A 20739-nucleotide genomic window follows, 5' to 3' on the forward strand; every position below is an offset into this window, starting at 1 on the left:
GTCCAACCAATGAATTATTTGGGTCACATGATATCCGGAGCGATATCGGTCGGTGCCTTGGGCGCAGAGCGTACTGGGGTTTGTTACCTGAGCAGCGCGGCATTGGCCGCGACAATGGCGGCGATGTTTTGCTGCGTGACTGTGCGAATAGCGTATTGGGAGGCTTGCGCTGCGAAGGTGGCGGCCACAGAGAGTTGCAGCTCAATCACCTGCCCCGCCCAGCGCGGATCGAGCGCGCATTGCGCCGCCAATTGCAACAAGTGGTCGCGGCCGATGCGCAGCGCCTCGCCGCAGACGTCCATCTGGTGATAACCCGCAGGCCCGGCACAGAAGGTGAGGTCGTACGCGGGCGACAAGCCCCAACGGCGGTCCTGCCCAAGGAGGTAGGAAAAATTCTTCGGGTGGTCGTCGCGGTTGTTGAACAGCACGTTGAACACGGTGCGCTGGTAGGCCTGTTGTACTGCGCGCTCGTCGCGCGTGAGAAAGCGCGTAGCGCGCAAAAAAGTTGTGTAATCGACCGAACCGGCCAGGCGAAAATCGGCGTGCAACAGCCCGGCCAGTGTGTGGGTAGGAACGCGCATTGCCCCCGCTATATCAAAGCGGGCAATGCCGAAGGCGCCCAGTTGCGGGCTAAGGTCGAAATGTCGCGTGGCTGGGATGGCCAGGCCACATTCACGCGCCAGCTGGGCGTAGAGGTACTCAATGGCGCAGACTTCTTTATGCTCGTTTTGCGCCTGAAATTTGACCAGCCAGGGCTCGCTACCGTCGAACGACTGGGTGCTCATCTGCCCAGTGGCGGCGTGGTAATGCACCAGCACCTTGGGGCGCGCACCGTGCGGCGAGCCGCCCATCAGTGCGAGCTGCATGAGGATGACGCTATCCTTACCGTTGAGCAGCACTTGCGCTTGTTGCGCGAGATTGAGCAATTGCACATCGTCGCTGGGCAAATCGGCTGCGGTAGCAGGCTGAAAGCTCAATGCGCCCATGGCACGCTGGCCAATGAACGATAGCCTGTCGAGCACCGAGACGCGGCTCGGGTCGATGCCATTCTGGCGAAAAAGGCGGTCCATCAACAACAAGCCCCAGCCATCAGGCAGCGCATCGGCAATCAGCCCCGGCAGCCCAAGTTGATGAGCGGGAAAATCACAATATGCCGCCGTGCGCAGTTTCAAATGCCGTGGCGAAAGTTCCAAGCCTTGCGCTAGCCCCTCCGCACTGTATTCAAATAGCAGCCTTCGGCCATCGTCGGCCAAGGTCGCCAGATGCCAGCGCTCGCCCCAACCCTCATAAAAGACATCGACTTTCTTAATCATGCTTTGTCGCCAATCTACTGCGGCTGGGCGCGCGTTTGCGCTCGGCCAACTGGGCGCGCTCCATCTGGGCAATCGAATGGGTGGCTCGCAGCGCAAACAGCGAGGCCAGCTCGTCAAGCAAACCCAGCGTCATGACGATGCGGATGAGGGATTCCAGGGAGGAAACGCCCTTGGTTTCCAGATTTTTCACGGTGCCGAGGGCAACGCCGGCACGCGCTGCGAGGTCTTTCTGCGTGAGCGCCTGCACCAGACGCTGGCGCTTGAGCCGCTGGCCGAGTTCGGCGCAGATTTCCTGATGGGTGGCAAAAGCAAAGTCCAACATAATATCCTTTAAGTGCAAATTCATGGCGATATGGCCACTATTTTAGCTCCCATATGGAGTCCGCACCAAAAGCAGGTGGTCAATAGCCATTATTTTAATCCTTAAAAGCACAAAGTCGCACCAGCGAGCAAAATAATGGCTATTACGCACATCCTAAGATGATGCGCCACCAACTGACCGCGCCAATCGCTGAATTTGAAACAAAGGAGCACATGTATCAACGCACCTGGCAAATTCCTGCGCCTGCCCGCAGACATCGAGGTCACAGGATGGTCCCGAACAACCATCTGGCGAACAGTAAAGGCCGCAACGCGAGGTCACCTGACCATTACCAGCGTGCCGTCTGGTCGATTTTTTCTGTGAAGAAAATAGCCATTAAGGCATTGCATCTGAATAACAACAAAGTTACCTAGGCGAATAAGTTCAGCCAACGGCACGCTGCCATGCCACCCCAGAATTGAGAAGTGAGAGTTTTTCCAGTAGGCAATATGTTATGCTCGCACCACAAGACAACCACCGAGGAGTATCCATTGAGCAATGCGCAAGATAGAGAACCCATTGGACAAGACGTTGCTGCCGGCGGCGCTGGAATGGCTGGGAGCGCAGGGTCGATTGCCGCGACGGCCGCGACATCCGCCGCTATTCCGATAGTCGGCTGGGCGGTTGGCGGAGCGATCATCGCCGGTGTTGGCGCTTGGGGCGTCTACAAATTGGTGACACATCAAAGCAGGATAATGACCCAGAACTTCACCGGCCTCGCCGCGTTGGCGTCAGCAACCGCGCGCAGCATGAAGCCAAGTTGAATATCTTGATCGGCGTGCGCTGTCCATGATCCGTAGCTGTGCCACGACCAGATCACACGGCTCGGGCACTTCAACCAGGAAGATCTCTGCGCAGCGCGCAGCTTAGACGGTGAAGATCTGTTCGAGGTCTACTCGACCAGCCGACGAAGCGCGTCACGGCAACGTACATGCTGAAGTCTCCAAGGTAGGTAACAGCCCGAGAGTATCAAACAAGCAATTACCAGCGCCAGCCTTATATAGCCGCAGCCCGCGCAAGGCGCGGTTCCGCGCAGAAATCCGGACACAACCCAGGCACGGACACCCAGAAACGAAAAAGGCCAACCCGAAGGTTGGCCTCTCTCGTTGATTCTATTGGTCGGGGCGAGAAGATTCGAACTTCCGACCCCTTGCACCCCATCCGGGCACTCCACCGAAAGAAAACCAATAAAAATCAGGAAGTTACAACCATTGATGCCCAATATACAGTATTGAGGCGACCTCAGCATACCGAGTTGCTCAAACATTTTCTGGACCGTATTAGCCCAGGTACATGACATTTTACATTATTCCGTCAAGCCAATTGTTCGCATAGGACCCTGAGCGTTTCCGCCGACTACCTCACTGACCGACATCACGTCGACAGACAGCTCCATCAGTGGCTTGCTGGCCATCACCAGACCGGCAATCGACACATAAAGATCGCGTTCGTCCAGGCACAGCGCACTACCACCGAAACCAACCTCGATGCGGTCCACTAGGCGCCTAGCGACGCCAGTCTTTCCGACGGACGATTGTTCGAATGCCGGGACTGTAGGTCGGCCGAATATTCGTCACGGAACCGGTCGTGAAGTCATAGTCGTATGGGGTGTGAACCGTTACGCCGGCCGACGCAAAGTCTTTGCCGTTGCGCGTTACCAGTGCGAGGGCGTGTGAGCGGGCCGTCGCGCCAATGATCGCGTCAGGTAGCTTTATGCTGGGCTTCGTGACAAGGCTGCGACCTCGAATTTGAATAGCCGTTTCCATGATAAGCGGCGTCATCGAGAAGACCTTGAATTCCGCCAAGAGCGCATCCAGGACTGCCTTATCTTGCGGTCGCGAGTATTCGCCGCATCGCAGTTCCATGTAGGTGATGTAACTGATGGCGGGATGATCGTAGCTGCTCAGTTCAATGGACGCCTGATGAACGCCGTTTAGTAGGTCGATGAAGATGTTGGTGTCGAACAGGATCAATGCCATTCAGACCTCTGTTGTTCCTGGTATTCAACGCCGTCCTTTGGGATATCGGTGCGATCTTTCCATAGCCCCTCGGCAGCCTCTAGAACCGCGAAAAGCCGCCGGCGCTTCGCCTCCTTCGGGTCAAGCGCAGGCATCGACGGTGACGGTGGTTCCGGCGTGGCGGCCAAGTCTGGATGCTCACCTATGTGCTTTGGAGTAGCCACGCTGGTCTCCCTTCAATTGAATGTCGGTATGAGTGTAGCGCATCCACGTCCCGATGTCGCCCAGGCCCGTCCTTACTTCTTGTGTGGTGAATCATGAAAGAAAACCAACACATCGTTGATTTTAACAATCGCCTTTGCCCAGAGCGGCAAGTCGCGCAATGATTGAACTTTGGCCTTCTGCCGTTCACACTCCTCAATTACGTCGGCGGCGGCCCGAACTCGTTCGTCCGCCCGCATCGCCTTTCGCCGCTCTAGTTCCGCATCCACCTTGGAATCGAAGTCGCGCATTTCCCCCCCCAGTTCAGTTTGATGTCTATTCTATCGATTATGACGATTAAGCAATAATTTCGCAAAAGAAACCATAACTTTGATCGGTCCCATAATCGTATTGTCGGCAAAGCGTATTGCCTTCAATCCATAAATAAGGGACTCCACATGATCATAGGCTTACTGAAGGTGAAGATGGGCCACGAGGCCATGGCACTCCTTGAAGCGAAGTGGCGGCCCATCAGTTTGCCATCATGTTTGGCGAACGCTTCACGAACGCGATTAACTAAAACCCGGCCCCGCACACACAGAATTTCTTACACGTCCCGCTCGATACCCCATTGTTGGTCCAAGGAACTTGCATCGCCAACTCAAGGCAAGCGTCGTTCAACGCACCTTTATACAGTTGATGGGCCATACTTTCCTTGATCATTCAACGTTCGTCGTCATCGTCGCTTTTGCTCGCGCTGTGACTTCAGCTTCAATGATGAGACCCGTTGCATTACCTTGATCGTCGCGTGCTACCTTCATCAGGCCCGCATTTTCGAGACCTCGCAACAACACGCCATTCAATCGGCGAAGTTCGCCCGCTTCTTGCTGCAGTTCGCGTCCAGCCCTTGCATAGTAGAGCCAAGAGAAGAACCAGGTAACAAGGCCACCAGCGAGGAACGGCACAATAACCTCAGCTGCAAATAATTTATCCATATTTTCCTTGACATCAATTGGAAGGAAGCATTGCTCCTTCAATGTTTACTCCCTGAGCCTGCGCTGACGCTTTCAAGAGAAGTTGAGCAAGCGGACCACCTTCGTTCCAATAGTGGGTTACTCCGACGATCTGGTACAGCGTCGGAGGCCAAAAAATCCACTCGCCAGTGGTGGGTAGTCGTCCAAATTCCATGGGGCTATCCGAGAGAAGACTGTCAGCACCCTGAATTTTCAAGTACGCTTTATCCAATTTTTCACCTCATATAGTTTGACGCATGTTGGGCGGATTTCCCGAACGCCATTTGCATACGGATTTTTCCATAAGCCGACCGCCGACCGGTTGCGGGCACCACCAGGGCGCGATTTTCGCTTTTTTGACCGCGGCCTAGAAATTAACCTTCTCGACCCGCTCGGATAGGCCAAAAGCTTTGCAGGAGTTCAAGCAGCTCACCTGAAAGATTCTCAGGATTTAAAGGTAATCGACTATAGTCTTCGATGGCCATCGCTACCATCCAGTCCGCTTCGTTTCTCAGATCGGCGTAGAACATCAAATCTTCCGAGGGAAGGCTTTTGTCATTACCTCTATCCTTACCGGCATGTTTCAAATGATTGTAGGGGTTACGGAGGAACTTCAGGGCTGCGGCGATATCGCCGGACGGTGGTTCCCCCGCAAACGCCCCAGCGAAATTCTCCATGTGCCGCGCCATTTCAACTTGCCTCGGCGTGTACTCAGGCTTGCTGCCAGCGGCGCTAAGCTCGTCCAAGTAAGGAGTAAGAATATTTTCGACCGCGCCTGCCAACAGAAGGCTTTTGGCGTAGCCGACGTCGGACGTTGCCGACCGACACTCACGAGCAGCCTCTAGAAGTAGTTGACCGGCGAGTTCCAACTTATCGTGCCTCTTATACATGCGTTTTTCCATAAACGATTTATACCGATTTTCCTAAGCGAGCAAATGTTGGAAGGCAGGGAGTAATAAATTCCTCACAAATTGCTTGGGCACCCAACCATGAACTTCGATTGATCATGACCACTGCGATTTAAAGGACCTGGGCGTGGTGGTAAATGGCTTGTTCCTTGTAAACGATGACATAACCGGGTAGGACGGTGATTTGCCACGCAGGTCCAAGCGCCGACGCAGCCATGCGCAATATCGCGCGCGCGGAGTGTGGCCCTTCCGGGACGGACACCTTCGTCGTCTCCAGGTCCGCATGTGGTTGGCGTGAGCGTCCGCCAGCGTTCTGCGTGCGGACGATAAAGGGCACGGCCTTGTTCAACGCGGCGAGCAGCGTCGCGGCGCTCATTTCGCCCCGGACGCCGACTTCGATCGGATGATTGTCGATGTCTATCGGATACTGCGCGTCGAAGTGCTCGACCTTCAGCCTAGTCGTGTCGCGCTCGCGGCCAGGATCGTTCGAGCCGAATCCACTGGAGTTCCAGGAGGGCCTACGTCCGTCGCGGTCGGAATAGTAGGTGATCAGGAGGGTCTCCAGGTCGACAGCCGTGAACACGAAGATCCGCACGGCCTTGAAGGAGACACGCGCTGGGTCGAGGTGCTTGCGTTGCAGGATCTTCCTGGAATGGCGCGACAAGCGCGCCCTCAGGCCGGCCTCGGCGTCCGTCTTGCCGATGTACACGAGCTTGTCGTCGAGGAACAGCTGATACACGCCTTGCTCTTCGGGAATTTGCGTCTCGATGGCCCTGGATTCGAGCGGCGCTGAACCAAGGCCGTCGAGGAGGGCCACGAGGTCGCGCAACAACGCGCGGGGAAGGTCGAATTCGAATTCCTTGAAGTGTGGCGAGGAGGGCATCGGGTCCCTTGGTGATCGTATGAATCCGTATTCTGCCAGAAATGTTGCCTTGGTGAATAGCAAGCTTCGTCCCCGGCCCCATGTGGCGGCTCGCGGCGAGACGCGCTATTCTGACGCGGGAAGGCTTCCGAAGCGGGATGGGCATGGTTGACACGGTGAGCGCTCGACGTCGCAGCGAGATCATGGGGCGTGTGAAGGGGAAGGACACGGCCTTGGAGATGGTTGTCCGCCGCCTTGTGCATGGCGCCGGCTACCGCTACCGTCTTCATGTGGCGAACCTCCCCGGACGTCCGGACCTCGTGTTCCCAGGCCGTCGGAAGATCATCCAAGTGAACGGCTGCTTTTGGCATATGCACGACAACTGCCCTCTCTCGCGAATGCCGAAATCGCGCGTCGATTTTTGGAGAACGAAGCTCGCGCGCAACAAGCAGCGCGACGAGGAAAACCTCGCTGCCCTCACCTGCGAGGGGTGGACCGTGCTGACTGTGTGGGAGTGCGAGATCCGCGATGTGGAGGGACTACTGCGGCGCCTAGAGGCCTTCCTTGAAGGGTAACGTGCAGGCCAGGCGTCATACGCACTTGGCCGCCTATGGTGCGGGCAGGTGCGCGTGCACGTGCGCCGCGACCACTTGCGCCAACCGGACGGGAACCGCGTTGCCGAGTTGGCGCATGATCTCCCCCCAGGAGCCATGGAAAACGTAATCGTCCGGGAAGGTCTGCATGCGAGCCGCCTCGCGAACGGTGAAGTAGCGCACCGCGCCGTCGGGCATCGCGATCATGTTCTCGCCGCCCGGCACGCCGTGGTCGCCCGCCTTGAGCGTCTTGGAGGGTTCGTCGATCGGGCTGCCCGTGTGCCCAGCGTAGGTGCGCGCGCCCGGGATGAACACGTGGTCCCGCGCGCCGTTGCGCGGATTGGCCTGCGGATCCGGTAGATCACCTATCGCGTCGCGCACGGTCAGCCATGGCAGCTTGTCGAGCCCCAAGCCGTTCGTGGCGATCCGTTGGAGCCGCGCCGCCAGCTTCGCCGGAACCACAGGCATGGCCAAGCCGTGACGTTCCCAGTACTCTCCGGTGATCCATTTGGAGCGCAGCAACGCATCCTCCGAATGGGTCGGCTCGGGGAACGCCCACTCGATCCCGAGGTCGCGGCGGAAACCCACGATGAAGACCCGTTCGCGCTTTTGCGGCACGCCGTAGTTCGCCGCGTTCAGCAGGCGGAACACGACGTTGTACGCGAATTCGTCCGGTCGCGCCCCTGCGGTATGGTGGCGCTCCAAGCGCGCCAAATGCTTTTCCCACTCCTCGCCTTCGGAGCGCGCGAGATCTGGATAGGAAAGCTGCAATATGATGTATTCAAGGTAACTGGCGAAACTCTCGCGCAGGAGTCCCTTGACATTCTCAAAGATGAAGGCCTGCGGATGGATTTCGCGGATGGAGCGCACGGCCTCGGGGAACATATCCCGGGTGTCGTCGTAGCCCGCATGCTTGCCACCCAGGGAGAACGGTTGACATGGGGGGCCGCCCGATACGATCGCCACTCCTTCCTCGGCCAGGCTCGCGTAGTCGATGGTCCGCGCGTCCCCCTCGTAAAGGACGCAGCCAGGCAAACCATTCGAATAGCGCAGGTGATTCTCACGGATCGTTTGGCACGCGTCCGGGTTCCACTCGACCAGCGCCCGGTGGTCAAAACCGGCGTTGGCGATGCCCATGGCAAGCCCGCCGGCGCCCGCGAAGAGTTCGATGCTGTTCATGTTTCTGGTCTTGTGCCTTTTCAGTTCTCACCGGATTGTGCCCGCGCGGGGCCCCCGGCGTCTCGATGGCAGGAACCGATACGGAATCCACCGGACCGCATTCTACTGGATGTATGAACAGGGCATCCAGTTTTTTTATCGCGCTGTGAATCCGCACTCGAATGTAGAGATTGATGAAGGGGGAACTTCCCGATAAATCTTTGCGGATGCGCTAAGCCACGTAAACAGCTGCAATAGACGCATATCTGCGCGAAGGCGTAGTGTGCTTGGCCACGCACAAACCGGCGCTGGGTGGCTGCAGCCATAAACCAAGCCTAGTGTCCGACGGTACGCCGCCAACGTAGAGGGAAGGTCGCTGAAAAAGGTTTTGCCCTACGTCAATTTTAATGTACGCTGTATGTATATACAGTATTTTAATTTATCTGGATCAACCCCGTCGACAGCCAGAAAGGCCCCTATGCCGGAAATTTTCAAAGATATTTTAAAAGACGTTCTGAAACAATTAGCCAACCTAAACTGGACGGCGCCTATCCTGGTCTGCGAATTCGCCCTTTTCGGCGAGCCACATCAAATCGCTGACATCGAAGAGCGAATGAAAAATGGGGCAGCGAAAGTCGCCGTTCTGGTTGCGGTGCTATTCGCGTTCGGCATCGCGCTTATTTCCGAAACGGCGACTTTGGGCAACGGCGGCTATTACTACCATTTGATTCGGGACATCGCAGAAAAAGACCCCATCGAATTTCTTGCTGAACCCCTTGCTGGAGCTGCGATTCTGCTTGCAATCGGTATGCTTCTGACCTGGCGGATCGCCAGGTCGTTGCAAAAGCGTGCCGAGTACGGAGAGAGCCTCCGATCCGTCTGGGCTGGAATTCTCATCATCAGTTGCTTGGGCGTCAGTGCGGTGGCACTGAGCACACAATGGGGCCGGGCGCTGGTGAACTACTTCACCCGTTCGCTCCCCTACGACGCCCCAATTGCTGTGATCAGCAGACACGCCGTCCCATACGTGGCCATCTTCATCTGGATGTGGGTATGCATTGGGCGCAGTTTCCGTGTGATGCAATCGGTACTTCCAGCGACCGTCACCAAGGAGACCCGCCGTATGCTGTTTTGGGGACACCTCGGAATTTGGGTGTTCGTTTCTCTGTCCTCGATCCTCGAGCATGAGGCCATCACGCGGGTTCACCCTGATCCACTGCGCACCCGCGACATCGGGCCCGAGTTGGCCGCCATCGCCATGACGGGAATAGCCTGCAATGGCAATGCCGATACCATTGGCTGCGTGGTCAATATCAATACCGGCCAGCCACAGGACATGACACTGGCCGGCACCTGGGACACACGCACGGTGACTTACACACCAAGCGAAACCGAGGGTCCGGTGATCGCCCGCTGGACGCCGATTGTCGCGAATGCCGGCATGGTGCCCGTCGTATCGATCACGCCGTACTCCCACTTCGATCTCGAAATCCGCACCTCGCGGAAAGAAGCGTGCGCGATTGCTGCCCTGCCGGACGACGCTGCGCATCCGAGCTACTGGCGCATGCGCGCACATGCGCACGAAAACGGCAAATGGACCGATGACAGCAAGACCACCAAGCTGATCCCGAACAACCTTCACACCCTGCACGCGGAGCTAAGCCGCCTTTGCAGCCAAGCCGCGTCAGGCTGATCCACCATGGCTATCTGGGGCACAAGGCGGCGATTCACTTTTTATGCCATGATCTTTTCCCATACTCAGATGCAATGATATAACGGCGTTCGCCTTTTGGCGTCGTAACGATTCCGCTTTGGATAAAGCCAATCAATACGCCGTCTAGTGTGTAGAATTCATCGCCGTCGATGCGGAAGCGAGGGGCCGAGCCGCTCCGTACACACTCGTCCTCGTCAATTCGCCCGAACAATGCGCCGTTCATATCACGTACTGTGTATTGGCCCTTGCAGTAATCGATCATCATAGCTTCCTATAAATCGTTTATACCGTTTCACCTCCGCGAAAACACGGTGGGAGCTTCCTTGGTCAGAGATCGCCCATGGGCTTCGGATGGAAAATCGATTCGCCGAATGAATTGGGCGAGTCTGTACTGGCTTGACCAATGCCGTTCACCATGCTGCTGAAGTACGTGCTCTTCAGCATTGCATAGCTACTCGGATTCAGTGCAGCGACACCGAGCGGATTCAACAACTCGTCGATCTGTTCGCGGCTAAGACCGCCGAGCACCCCAGCGAAGATAATTGCTCGTTCAGTCGGCGTTCTCTTTGGTCCAGGCATATTTTCCTAGGTGATGGCTAAAAATCGTTCGAGGCCGTCCCATGCGGATCTGACTGGCTCTCGCTCACGCGGATCAACTAAGCTAACCTCTTCCAGTGTGTAATCCATACGACCAAAGTTACAAGGCCCGCAGGCGACGACCAAATTATTGAGATCATTCTGCCCACCGGCACTGTGAGGGATTACATGATCATACTGCGCCCACATAGTTTGAAAGGCTACATGCTGTGTTTCGTTTGTCGCCCCCCATATCTGCAACTCGGGAAATGCTAAACAAAATTTCTTCCTGACCTCGGCCCTGATAACAGGAATGCCGCAAAACCTACACTGGTATCCATCACGTCTATGAAGGAGCCGCTTCTGCTCGAGTGTTGGCATTCGCTGTTTCACCCGAGCATCAAAACCAGATTCGTTTCGAGGACGCTTCTCCAATTGAAAATAAGGGCTCTTGGCGCCCCAAATCGAATAACCCCACTGACCAACCTCAGGGATCTTGGCCGCCTCGATCAACTCTACAGCTAGCGCACGGTGTCCGTTCTGGTATGCGCTAACGGCCGCGTCCAAAAACCGTGCTGCATCCCATATTGCCGGTATGGGTTCCCTGAACGCCATCCGACGCTGTCTGCCCGGCCCGTCAATTGAAGAGACATTCTGCATCAAGGCATCCCCATAAACGATTTATACCGTTTTCCCTATTCGTTACTGCCAGTCCGGCAGCGCTGCGAAATCCACTGCCGACATCGCCAGATACTCGACTTGGGCGACCACCTTCAAACCGGGCTTAGGCGCGCCGTGCAACGTCAGAATGGCTTGACCCACCTGGTCAGCGCGAACTGTCAGTAATTCATCGTCCACCGTCACGCGTGCGGCCAACACGTCGGCACCCGCGACGATACGCGCCAAGCTGGCGGCATGCTGCTCTTGAAAATTCTAGCTCATAGAATTGGTCCTGTATTGTCTGTATCGGCTACCGGTCGTCGCCGGCGCCACAAGGGCGCAATTTTCTTAGCGCTTCTTATCCGCCGCGAGGATCTCGTCCTCGGTCAATTGACGACGGTGCAAGTACGCGCCATTTGTTCTTGTCGGGACAGTCTTGAGCGTTCCGTCGTTGCCGGCGCCAATGAGTCCAATCGTCTCACCTTCATCGGTAAGACCGAACGCTGCGACGTTCCAAACAGTGTCGTCGTGTTTGAAATACCAGTCCACTGCTGGCGTAATCTGGATAATCCGCATTGCTCTTTCCTCCATGGGCCGGCACCATACCAACCTTCTCAATGCACCAGGCCCGTCATGCGGGCCGGGGGGGGCAGTTCTGGGTGTTTTCCTAGATTTGGCTTGGTGGGTAGACGGGCATTCGGTTTAACAGATCGAGGAGCTCCTGCCGGTCCAGCACCAACTCACAAATCTTGTGCGGGACACCTTCTGCATTTTGGGTCATAACGTTCGCGAAGACGAGCTGATCACAACCTCCTGTTCCATCTGGGCTCTCCTGTGCAATGGAATTGAATTGAAGCCACCGACTTGATACACGGCATTCGGCTCGTTGTTCCATTACGTTGGCCAATCGAACTCGATCCGATCGTGTCGATTTATCGCTATTTGACATTGCCGTGTTTTCCTATTTATCCTCGAACTCTAAAATCAGTTGGTCGATTGCATTGTTGAGGCCAAGCAGCACTCGCGCCTGATCGAATGCGTCCCCGTGCGGAAACGGCCCGTTGGACCGCCGCTCTCGCAGCTCAGAAAGAAGGCTTTGCCGCCCCGCCAGAGAAGCCGCACGGCAAATGCTTGAAGCCGATAAGGGCGTACCCATTGGATTCAACATTTCTGATCCTCCTTCCATGTGGGTTGTTCGCACAATTGACTAGCACATTCAAAAATTAAGTTGCCGCGTAATCCGTGGCAACTCCTTTTATGGAAGTTCCTGCGCTTCGATTTTCCTTGGCAGTTACTGATTGATCCCGAGCGCACGCAAAGCCTGGTCATTCAGCTTCGCTGCCGCATCCGTCAAGCGCTTATGCTCGCGCATCGCGGCTTTGAAAAGTGGATTGTCTTCATTTGCGCAGCCGGTCAACGCCTGAGCTTGCGTCATATCAGCAATCGTTTCCAGTTGGTCGTTGATTGCCGCGATCAAGCGATTGTATTTTTCAAAGTCCATTTTCATCCTTCGCTGGCCCGGCACCACGCCTGACCTTCTCAATGCTCCAGCCGCCTCGTGGGCGGCTACGGTGCGACCTGGCGCGATTTCCTATTCTCACTTGAGCCGAGTAAACCGCACCATGTCTACATGCCGCTTGCCGGTTTGGGACTCGAAGTGCCTCGATTCGATCCGCACGAGGCCCTGGCGCTCCATCGCTTCCAGATCATCCACGAACGTAGCAAAGCGCTCGTAGCCGGCGCCATCATCAACTTGGCCAACGGCTACCATTCCACCGTAAGTCATCGTACCGATCGCGCCAATGGCGGTCGCGTCATAGGTCTTCTGTGCAAGCATCGTTCATACCTTATTCCAGCTTCCGGCTGGTGCGGGGCACTAGTGCCGTTACCCTATAATCAGAGCATGATGCCCGTATGCTCTTCGATTTTCCTTTCCTCTGAATCAGCGCTGAAAAGTCATGGAGAAAACATATCCGTTTCCCGCACACATCAAAGTACCAGCATCGTTGCCTTCTTTAAATTGGAAAGTCTGGTAGGCGGGCTTGAACTCCTGGAAGGGGATACCAAATCCGCGGATTGTGTGATCGAATACAAGGTAAGGACCTTGATGGCCATGAACGTCGTTCTGGAACACCACCCTCATTGGCCCAGCACTGCCACCTTGCTTTGCAAAAAAACAGCCAACTGACTTGTGCACCGGTTGATCAAGACGCAGGCCGAGAAATGCCATGCATGCTTGGATTGCTTGAATCGATTGTACGGACATATTTCCCTCGATCAGTCATTCCAGTCGTTAGACATATACCAGCGCTGGTCGCGACTGGTGTATTGCCAATGAGAAGACGAAGACCTACCATCTTCAGAGTAAAACCGAACTTCTGCGGTGAAACCGTCGGCTGATACTTCGTGAGTAATGCTAGGATTCGGAACATCCAGTCTTGGCACCTTTGCTATCAGATCGCGGTAGCGGTGAGCTATGCGTTCGTCTAATGCCGCCCGAACAGGCGCGGGCATTGGAATCCATTTCTTGGCCATTATTTTCCGATCTATGCGATGTATTCGATGTCATGGCCATCTTCAGCAAGCCCCGCTAGCGCCTTCTTTGCATCATCGTCTGGCTCGCCAATTACGACGATCTTGTCTCCGCTCTGAAGACTCTGTAAAACTTCTTCGAAATCAAATGGATCAACCGGCTTTCCGGGTTCGAATGTCTGGTTGCCATTGGGGCTATTTGCGCCCACTCCGTCTGGAGACAAGGTACCGGTGAACCTTATGGTAATTACAGTCATACATTATTCCTCGTCGGGAAATGGGAGCGTCTGGCCAGCCTCCAACTCGGCAAACAAGTGTGCCCGCTTGCGGTTCAAGTCGCGTGCTTCTTCATGACCGCAGCGGCCCAACTCGAAGTCAATCTCTTTGATGCCTTCCTCGATTGCGGCCCGGTGCTCTTCTGTCAATATCGTGCCTGGGCCATTGTCTTGATCAAAATGTACAGTCATGTCGGTTTCCTTGAAGTTCATCTGCGCTTTCCGCCAAGGATTTCAGGATCCATTGGGGGAAAATCCCTCTCCATCTCTGACTCCAGCTTACTTAGCGCTTGGGATATTGGCGGGACAGGAGAGTTTTCATCCCGCAGCTTGCGAAAAAGCGAGTTTAAGGCTGCTCGATATCGTGCATGCCACGATGCCCGTGCTGAAAATTTGAAGGTCTTATCGACCACGATAAGTACACCTGGGATTGCGCCAACGACCGCTGCGAAAAAATGGCCCATTTCAGTAATGCCAGAACCATATATGCTCGACGTTCCTGACGCGATGATCCCGCCCCATACAAATACTTGAGCCCAAGTAAAGTCTCGTCCTTCCCATTTTTTGTGATGGGCGATTAACGTTTTAAGTTCGTCTTCAAGCTCAGTAGTATTCTTCTCGCTCGTCATCGGTGCCTCTACTTGGTAAATTGGAGTGCTTTCCGGTCCGTAGGTGCTGCTGAAAAGTATTTTCCCTACATATCAGCTGAGCAACCAACGTCTTATTCGAAAAAACCACGGTTGATCTTCATAGCGATCGCCACTTATGGAAACTGGTATCTCTCTGAACTCAACGGAAACCATATCCTCGCCAATTTCTGAATTAATCCGCAAAAGCTGAAGTCCATCGCAGACCCTCCCTGTAGGTAATTCTAATCGCAAGGTCAATCTAGCGCCCGCCGCGAGATTGTCGCTGATCACACCAGAACCAAGGCTGGTTACATCGCCAATCTCAATAGAATCGGTAGCGGTAAGATTAGAGCCACAAGAACTCACCGCCAAAATATTTGTAGCAGTGAATGCAATCTTCACGTCTCGGGTCCTAGTGCTTCGAACATCCAATTCACATGATATGGCGCGTAGCGCTGGAAGGGTGTCAGCGCTAAGAGAACATTGTCGGAGGTAAAAAACAACCTCATCAATTTCTTTCACATTTTCTTTTGGATTAGCTTGATGCGATTTACTGCCAGGTTGATGATTGACTCGTCCATCCTTGTTTGCGAGCACAGGTGGCGCTGGCAAGGGCACATCGCTTACCCCAAGGATGCGTTGAACTTTGGGCCAATTTGCCGGGATTGCTAGTATCGCCACCAAGACGCCGGCGATCGATACCTGCACACTGATTTTTGCCCAGTTCTTCTCCATATCAACCATTTTCCCTAGTCATCTACGGTTGTCAGGAATTGTGCTAACCACGTACTTACAATCGCCACTACTGCGGAGACTATTGCGAGTGTGATCGCTTGAACCTGCGGATTACTGTACCACCCCACCAGTGCGGTCAGAAGAGCTGCGGCATTGCGGATTTTCGAAAAATTCTTGATGGGGCCGGCAAGGCTCTCAAACATTAATAAGGTTCTTACCAGTCCGCTTGCCAGTGGCCTGGGCAGCGCAATGACGATCCTCCCGAGGCGCGTAGGTGAGTAACTCTGTCCAGTGTGTGGATATGGATATTGATACTCCAGCAGCCCCATATCCACACACGTCCAGAACAGTCGCGCGACATGCTCCTGCAACCAGGTGTCGGTATCGCGCAATCGAACGATCACAGCTTCGTGAGTTTCCTGAATAAAGCGTAATTCGAATGCTGCGTCTCGTGGCACCGGTAGTTGCTCACTTTGGATAAACCTCATCCAGGCGACCACGGTGTGCACCTTATCGCGTGTGCTGAGTTTGATCTGCCTGAAGGCGCTCCTATCCACGTGTTTTCCTTGAAATTTTTCCTAAATATTTCGTTTGCTAGGTTGTGGCTCCCCGAAGGCACGGAGAAGTGCATCAACGCTGTCGTCCGGGACGACCACTTTTACTTCTCGCCTGCCGTGCAACGCACGATCTTCGCCAATCGCCGCTCCACTTACCTCGACCATATGCCTCAACCGGGCGCGCATACATTCTTCCATGGCTGCGCCTGCGGGCGTAATGGTTGCGCCATCGGGAAATTCGTAGAGATCGGAACGTGGATACATCGCTTACCTAATTTTGGCGTGCGCAACTTTCGTTACAACCCAAAGGCGTTCATGACCTCGGCCTCAGTAGCACCATCGGGGATCGTGTTCAGGATCGTGATCACGGAGTTCATCGCCACTGCCCAGTCCGTTGCATTCGCCGCATTGCAGCCATGATTTTTCTCAACGTGTTCAAACAACCCCGATCCACGGCGAGGATCTTTGAAGAACCCGACAAAACGTTCTTTGGCAACTAGCCATGGCATGTCGGCAACGCTGCCTTCAACTTTGCCCCATTCTTCTGGCTTCACAAATCGAATCATTTTGGTGTTCCGCTATAAAGCGGCCTTATAAGTTCGCCGACTGCCGGCCGACACGGTGGCGCCAGGCGGCGCCGGGAATTTCCGTGGAATTAGTTACAAGTATCACAATAAAAAGTTTCCATATTGCAATCCAATTTTAGATTATTTGCAACGGGTGCAATCTCACCAATTATCACAATGTGTCAACGAATGCCTTGCGAAGCCGCGCATGAGAAATCTCCAAATATGGATCAACATGGTCCAGTTCAGAGTGCCCGAGAAGCAGTTGAACGTCGGCCAGTGCAACATCGTGAGCCAACAGGTTGCTCCACGTCGATCTTCGTCTAGTCGTGGTAGTGCTTGTCCATGCGGCGAATTTCCTTTTTAAAAACAATATGTTGCATTTCCTCGCCTTTTCCGACCACCAGCGCGGCAGCCCGCACTAGCGTGACTAGCTAAAGTCCATATCGTTGCCAACGGCAGCACCAACCAACAACCACTTTGAAAGGAACAAACATGTCCACCGCAAAACAGACTTCTCCCGCCCAACCAATGGACGCCACCGCAGCGGCCCGAATCGAGTCTGCGACCGCACGCAAGACTGGCGGTCAAGTGCCTGCAAATTCATTCACTGCTCGAGCGAAAAGTGCAGCGGCACGGAATGCGAAGGGTAAGTAAAGTCATAAATCCTGATTCATCTGAGCCCGGGACGACCTACGTCCCGGGAGGGAGTCGTCACGTGAAATACAGCAGCAATAAAAATATTGCTCAATTTGTACGGGAACTAATCCGTAAAGGATGGCATTATCAGCGAGGAAACAAGCATGGCAAATTAGTCTCCCCTTTCGGAATATCAATAGCGGTTCCCGGCACCCCAAGCGATTACCGGGCCTATTACAATTTCAAGCGAGATATTCGCAGGCTAATACTCTGCAGTACGCCCCAACCATGACCGAAGAACAACTGCTCCCCCCCTATCCACGCATGGGTGAAATTTTCCGGATTCTCGCCCTGGCTTTCGACACAAAGGCAAAGAACAGGAGCGTCGATCGCTACGCCCGCGAAGGCGACGTCGATTGGGCGTTGCCCAGAACTCTGCTTGATGAACTCTTTTATCAACCACTCTGCCGTCTGACCGATACTAATTTCGCACAATTTCTATGTGACCGACTATGGCACTTCCATAGGGACTATATGTCCCTCGTTGTCACCGTCCCATTGGACAGTCTGTTAAGAGAAGACGCCCTTCAAACTCTTATTGATCACTTCTTCGTACCGCACGGGGCCGCAGCACTCTCTCAGATCTGCAAACGCTGGAGCGGACCAGACCTGACAGAATTGCTTGGACATGGACAGAATGCGATCGAAATCGTGTTTCGCTGGCTCTCTCCCGACCAGCCGACGGAACTCGCCAAACAGGCATACCCCGAATCGACCGGGAGTGACAGGCCATCGCGAGAGCTAGTTCAGCGCTGGATTCGTGGTACACAGCTTCCTGATTTCACGAGTATGAAATTGTTCCTGGGTGCGTTGGCGAAAAATGGGGAGTCCTCCACAGAAAGCCTCCTCCCACACCTCAGACGCTGGCTACTTATCGCAAGAGCACTTGAATGGCTGGAACAAAGCGGACAGAATTCTGGTCTCAAAGCGGCCCTATATGCATTTATCCAAAACGGGTATCCCGTACACGACATTGGCAAGATACTGTCCGACGGTGTGCAAACCATAAACCAGCGCTTTTCCGCATTGATCGTGCCGGGATTGACACTCGGCGAGCAGCTGCGTCGAACTTCCGGCAAGCTCGAAGGAGACAAAGAGCGCTGCCGTCAGAACCTACAAGAGTTCGAGAGGTTACTTGGCCTATATGATCCGGAGGGTCGCTCCAATTATGCACTCAACTGGTTCCAAGGGCGCTGGCATGTTTTGTCCGGAGATACCGAAGCGGCGCTGCCGTTCTACCGGAAAGCAGTCGGATTGGCAAGCTATCGCGCTGGGCCAAACGAAAAAGAAATATTGAAGGAAGCGATGGCTCTGGCCGGGCTACTCGGTGACATAAAATTCATACGTCGGCTAAAACATCTGGCAATTGCACTGCAGGTCATTTCCCCACCATCGGAAGAAAATGCTGAGGTGCTTGAGGACTGGGAAGTTGAACATTTTCACGATTCCTTCCACGGAGTATTCCCGACCTGGGGGCTTTTTCCTGAAGCGTTGGATAAGGAAACCGGCCGACCTCTCCTCCCTGTCCTTCTCATCGACGAGGCAGAATTAGATATTCGCGTCCCTGACCTTCGGAACCCGGACAGGACCGTAAAGATTACCTTTGCAGACGGACAGACTCGCAGACATCCACAGCTTCGCTTATTCGCTTCGTTTGGCCGCGCGGAAGCCGTCAAGGCGTTAATTGTTGAAGGTGCGGATGTCAATTTGCTGGACTCAGCAGGCGGCTCTGCCCTACTCTGTGCAATTCAGCATGCCCGGCAATCCAACGAGCGGCATACCCTTGATCTGCTGCTTGCAGTGCCCCACAGCACTGCAACGTTAAATTCACTGACAGATCGCAAACGACTTTCGCCACTGTTTGAAGCAATTGACTACTGCAAACCCGAAGTCGTCGCGGCACTGCTTACCATGGGAGCCGATCCGAATCTACGTGGAAACATCTCAGGCGAGACACCGCTTTATTATTGCATCGGGATACTAGGAAAGATTTTGTCTCCCAAAAAAACGTACGAACGCCTGCTTCGTTCGGCGACACCTGAACGAGACGCACTTGAGCAGGAAGCTTTGCGCAGGTATCGGGTTTCGATGGCAGGAATATTCGGCGATCAGGACTTAACTAAACTCGTGTTTCAAGACCAGCATTACCTGGAAATATTCCACGAACTGGTTAAATCGACGGTGACCGAATTGGTTGAACAACACCCTGAAAGCGAACTTATCCTAATTGCTGAACTCTTACTCAAAAATGGAGCCAATCCAAACGCCCAGGTCGGGTACCCGGTTAAAGGCAGGACACCTCTGATGCTCGCGGCTGAAAGCAATAGCGTCGGTGCTTTCGACCTGATACTGCGGCACGGCGGAAATCCGTTCTTGCAGGACATTGATGGCCTAGACAGCATGCAAGTCGCTAGGGCTTTTGGTGCCGTCAATGTTCTCAGGTTCATGCAGAACAAAGGCATCATCTGAGCGTCTTCGGCGAATCGCAGCCGCAATCCAACGTCTGCTAGCTGATGTTGGATTGCGCCGACCTCAAGCCTATCAAGCACGACACCACACTGACCTTCTCAATGCAATGACCAACTTGTGACTTACTTCGATTCTGCTGTCGACAAATTTCGACATAGAGGAATTATGCGATTTTCCTCGATCACTTTGAAATGGCGAGGATGAAACTACCGCCGATCAAAAATATAAAAATTACCATCCATACCCATCCCATCCACGGATGGTTATGGATATTTTGGTTAATCGCAGCAGCTAGGTGACTCTTGCGCCCTTTTTTGTGCCGCTGCGGGCCATATGGATCGAAATTTCTACTCATGTATTTTCCTTATAAACCGTTTATACGGTATTTTCCGATCAATGAGAGATACGGTTTATCACTGCGTCCCAGCCCGGCCAGTCACTGGTAGTGTAATGACCATCGCCAGTCGCGTGAGCCTGCTCCCACACCCCCAGCTCATTTTTCTCACTGTCGCTCATGACGGTAGCTGCGGTGATGATGCGTTCATGACGCGCCGGTTGTGCATCCAGCGCGTCTTGCGCGTGGTTCTTCTTAATCAAATTGGACATCCGAATTTTCCCTACAACGCCTTGTTGGGCATAAATTTCACGACAATATCGTAGCCCAATTTCTTGGGCCATTCGGAAGTTGTCACCGTCACCACCCAGTCCTTGGTAACCCACTTTGAATACTTGCCTGCCTTGATCGTTTCCGCAAAATACTGAAGTTTGGTGCCAAAAAGGGTTTGGCACAATTTTTCGCCCGAGTGCACGAGCGCGTCGCTGCCCGCTGAACCTGAGGTGTACTGTCAATAGTGGACACTTCCGTTTCAAGCCGCCAGCGCCTGTTTGCTGAAATCAGCGGCAAACGATGCTGGTGATACGTAGCCAAGGCGCGAGTGACGCCGCTGGCGGTTATAGAAG

General features: G+C 54.3%; 29 protein-coding genes. 4 read left to right on the forward strand and 25 right to left on the reverse strand.

Going from position 1 to position 20739, the window contains the following annotated elements:
- Positions 1 to 83: 83 nt before the first annotated feature.
- Positions 84 to 1313 (reverse strand): type II toxin-antitoxin system HipA family toxin, encoded by a 1230-nt coding sequence (locus tag H3H39_RS19015; protein ID WP_220461610.1) that lies wholly within the window; start codon positions 1311 to 1313, stop codon positions 84 to 86.
- Positions 1306 to 1659 carry a helix-turn-helix domain-containing protein gene (locus tag H3H39_RS19020; RefSeq protein ID WP_229218131.1) on the reverse strand — a complete coding sequence of 118 codons (354 nt, stop codon included), beginning with the start codon at positions 1657 to 1659 and terminating at the stop codon, positions 1306 to 1308. The genes H3H39_RS19015 and H3H39_RS19020 overlap by 8 nt, the downstream gene beginning before the upstream one ends.
- Before the next feature lie 506 nt (positions 1660 to 2165).
- On the opposite strand from H3H39_RS19020, the gene H3H39_RS19025 reads away from it, so the two are divergent.
- Positions 2166 to 2438, forward strand: a complete 273-nt coding sequence (locus H3H39_RS19025) for a hypothetical protein (protein ID WP_182155417.1) — start codon at positions 2166 to 2168, stop codon at positions 2436 to 2438.
- A 542-nt stretch (positions 2439 to 2980) separates the two neighbouring features.
- Here H3H39_RS19025 and H3H39_RS19030 read toward each other — a convergent pair.
- The 6 genes from H3H39_RS19030 to H3H39_RS19055 form a co-directional block, all read right to left on the reverse strand.
- Positions 2981 to 3172, reverse strand: coding sequence for a hypothetical protein (locus H3H39_RS19030; protein ID WP_182155419.1), 192 nt, complete (start codon positions 3170 to 3172; stop codon positions 2981 to 2983).
- 7 nt (positions 3173 to 3179) lie between these two features.
- Entirely contained in the window at positions 3180 to 3653 is a 474-nt protein-coding gene (locus tag H3H39_RS19035; RefSeq protein WP_182155421.1) for a PIN domain-containing protein, read from the reverse strand.
- A gap of 275 nt (positions 3654 to 3928) precedes the next feature.
- Positions 3929 to 4144 (reverse strand): hypothetical protein, encoded by a 216-nt coding sequence (locus H3H39_RS19040; protein WP_182155423.1) that lies wholly within the window; start codon positions 4142 to 4144, stop codon positions 3929 to 3931.
- Positions 4145 to 4552: 408 nt separating this feature from the next.
- Complete coding sequence (locus H3H39_RS19045) at positions 4553 to 4870, reverse strand: hypothetical protein (RefSeq protein ID WP_182155425.1); 318 nt, start codon at positions 4868 to 4870, stop codon at positions 4553 to 4555.
- A gap of 350 nt (positions 4871 to 5220) precedes the next feature.
- Positions 5221 to 5736, reverse strand: a complete 516-nt coding sequence (locus H3H39_RS19050; RefSeq protein ID WP_182155427.1) for a hypothetical protein — start codon at positions 5734 to 5736, stop codon at positions 5221 to 5223.
- 130 nt (positions 5737 to 5866) lie between these two features.
- Complete coding sequence (locus H3H39_RS19055; RefSeq protein ID WP_182155429.1) at positions 5867 to 6637, reverse strand: GIY-YIG nuclease family protein; 771 nt, start codon at positions 6635 to 6637, stop codon at positions 5867 to 5869.
- Positions 6638 to 6774: 137 nt separating this feature from the next.
- On the opposite strand from H3H39_RS19055, the gene H3H39_RS19060 reads away from it, so the two are divergent.
- Positions 6775 to 7191 carry a very short patch repair endonuclease gene (locus H3H39_RS19060; RefSeq protein WP_229218132.1) on the forward strand — a complete coding sequence of 139 codons (417 nt, stop codon included), beginning with the start codon at positions 6775 to 6777 and terminating at the stop codon, positions 7189 to 7191.
- A 33-nt stretch (positions 7192 to 7224) separates the two neighbouring features.
- Here the strand turns inward: H3H39_RS19060 and H3H39_RS19065 are convergent, their stop codons facing one another.
- Positions 7225 to 8388, reverse strand: a complete 1164-nt coding sequence (locus H3H39_RS19065; RefSeq protein ID WP_182155431.1) for a DNA cytosine methyltransferase — start codon at positions 8386 to 8388, stop codon at positions 7225 to 7227.
- A gap of 457 nt (positions 8389 to 8845) precedes the next feature.
- Here H3H39_RS19065 and H3H39_RS19070 point away from each other — a divergent pair, with 457 nt between their 5' ends.
- Positions 8846 to 10060, forward strand: a complete 1215-nt coding sequence (locus tag H3H39_RS19070; protein ID WP_182155433.1) for a hypothetical protein — start codon at positions 8846 to 8848, stop codon at positions 10058 to 10060.
- A gap of 34 nt (positions 10061 to 10094) precedes the next feature.
- Here H3H39_RS19070 and H3H39_RS19075 read toward each other — a convergent pair whose 3' ends face one another.
- The 14 genes from H3H39_RS19075 to H3H39_RS19140 all read right to left on the reverse strand — a co-directional run bounded on the left by H3H39_RS19075 (position 10095) and on the right by H3H39_RS19140 (position 16611).
- Positions 10095 to 10346: a hypothetical protein gene (locus H3H39_RS19075; RefSeq protein WP_182155435.1), complete on the reverse strand. Its 252-nt coding sequence runs from the start codon at positions 10344 to 10346 to the stop codon at positions 10095 to 10097.
- A 62-nt stretch (positions 10347 to 10408) separates the two neighbouring features.
- The gene (locus H3H39_RS19080; RefSeq protein ID WP_182155437.1) at positions 10409 to 10660 is read right to left on the reverse strand and encodes a hypothetical protein; all 252 of its coding nucleotides are present in this window, start codon (positions 10658 to 10660) and stop codon (positions 10409 to 10411) included.
- 6 nt (positions 10661 to 10666) lie between these two features.
- Positions 10667 to 11317, reverse strand: coding sequence for an HNH endonuclease (locus H3H39_RS19085; RefSeq protein WP_229218135.1), 651 nt, complete (start codon positions 11315 to 11317; stop codon positions 10667 to 10669).
- A gap of 42 nt (positions 11318 to 11359) precedes the next feature.
- Positions 11360 to 11563, reverse strand: coding sequence for a hypothetical protein (locus H3H39_RS19090; RefSeq protein WP_182155439.1), 204 nt, complete (start codon positions 11561 to 11563; stop codon positions 11360 to 11362).
- A gap of 102 nt (positions 11564 to 11665) precedes the next feature.
- Positions 11666 to 11893 carry a methionyl-tRNA formyltransferase gene (locus H3H39_RS19095; protein WP_182155441.1) on the reverse strand — a complete coding sequence of 76 codons (228 nt, stop codon included), beginning with the start codon at positions 11891 to 11893 and terminating at the stop codon, positions 11666 to 11668.
- Between the two features lie 715 nt (positions 11894 to 12608).
- Positions 12609 to 12818 (reverse strand): hypothetical protein, encoded by a 210-nt coding sequence (locus H3H39_RS19100; protein WP_182155442.1) that lies wholly within the window; start codon positions 12816 to 12818, stop codon positions 12609 to 12611.
- A gap of 96 nt (positions 12819 to 12914) precedes the next feature.
- Positions 12915 to 13154, reverse strand: a complete 240-nt coding sequence (locus tag H3H39_RS19105) for a hypothetical protein (protein ID WP_182155444.1) — start codon at positions 13152 to 13154, stop codon at positions 12915 to 12917.
- Positions 13155 to 13259: 105 nt separating this feature from the next.
- Complete coding sequence (locus H3H39_RS19110; protein WP_182155446.1) at positions 13260 to 13583, reverse strand: hypothetical protein; 324 nt, start codon at positions 13581 to 13583, stop codon at positions 13260 to 13262.
- 280 nt (positions 13584 to 13863) lie between these two features.
- Complete coding sequence (locus H3H39_RS19115; protein ID WP_182155448.1) at positions 13864 to 14106, reverse strand: hypothetical protein; 243 nt, start codon at positions 14104 to 14106, stop codon at positions 13864 to 13866.
- A 3-nt stretch (positions 14107 to 14109) separates the two neighbouring features.
- Positions 14110 to 14337 carry a hypothetical protein gene (locus H3H39_RS19120; protein WP_182155450.1) on the reverse strand — a complete coding sequence of 76 codons (228 nt, stop codon included), beginning with the start codon at positions 14335 to 14337 and terminating at the stop codon, positions 14110 to 14112.
- Positions 14334 to 14753, reverse strand: coding sequence for a hypothetical protein (locus H3H39_RS19125; protein WP_182155452.1), 420 nt, complete (start codon positions 14751 to 14753; stop codon positions 14334 to 14336). The genes H3H39_RS19120 and H3H39_RS19125 overlap by 4 nt, the downstream gene beginning before the upstream one ends.
- A gap of 72 nt (positions 14754 to 14825) precedes the next feature.
- Positions 14826 to 15488: a hypothetical protein gene (locus H3H39_RS19130; protein WP_182155454.1), complete on the reverse strand. Its 663-nt coding sequence runs from the start codon at positions 15486 to 15488 to the stop codon at positions 14826 to 14828.
- Positions 15489 to 15502: 14 nt separating this feature from the next.
- Entirely contained in the window at positions 15503 to 16045 is a 543-nt protein-coding gene (locus H3H39_RS19135; protein WP_182155456.1) for a hypothetical protein, read from the reverse strand.
- A gap of 296 nt (positions 16046 to 16341) precedes the next feature.
- On the reverse strand, positions 16342 to 16611 hold the full coding sequence (locus tag H3H39_RS19140; RefSeq protein WP_182155458.1) for a hypothetical protein: 270 nt from the start codon (positions 16609 to 16611) through the stop codon (positions 16342 to 16344).
- A gap of 927 nt (positions 16612 to 17538) precedes the next feature.
- Here H3H39_RS19140 and H3H39_RS19145 point away from each other — a divergent pair.
- The gene (locus H3H39_RS19145) at positions 17539 to 19779 is read left to right on the forward strand and encodes an ankyrin repeat domain-containing protein (RefSeq protein ID WP_182155460.1); all 2241 of its coding nucleotides are present in this window, start codon (positions 17539 to 17541) and stop codon (positions 19777 to 19779) included.
- Between the two features lie 181 nt (positions 19780 to 19960).
- Here the strand turns inward: H3H39_RS19145 and H3H39_RS19150 are convergent, their stop codons facing one another.
- Positions 19961 to 20134 carry a hypothetical protein gene (locus H3H39_RS19150; RefSeq protein ID WP_182155462.1) on the reverse strand — a complete coding sequence of 58 codons (174 nt, stop codon included), beginning with the start codon at positions 20132 to 20134 and terminating at the stop codon, positions 19961 to 19963.
- A 38-nt stretch (positions 20135 to 20172) separates the two neighbouring features.
- Complete coding sequence (locus tag H3H39_RS19155) at positions 20173 to 20568, reverse strand: hypothetical protein (RefSeq protein WP_182155464.1); 396 nt, start codon at positions 20566 to 20568, stop codon at positions 20173 to 20175.
- Positions 20569 to 20739: the final 171 nt, after the last annotated feature.

The organism is Rugamonas apoptosis (assembly GCF_014042355.1).
In the GTDB taxonomy this organism is placed as follows: domain Bacteria; phylum Pseudomonadota; class Gammaproteobacteria; order Burkholderiales; family Burkholderiaceae_D; genus Rugamonas; species Rugamonas apoptosis.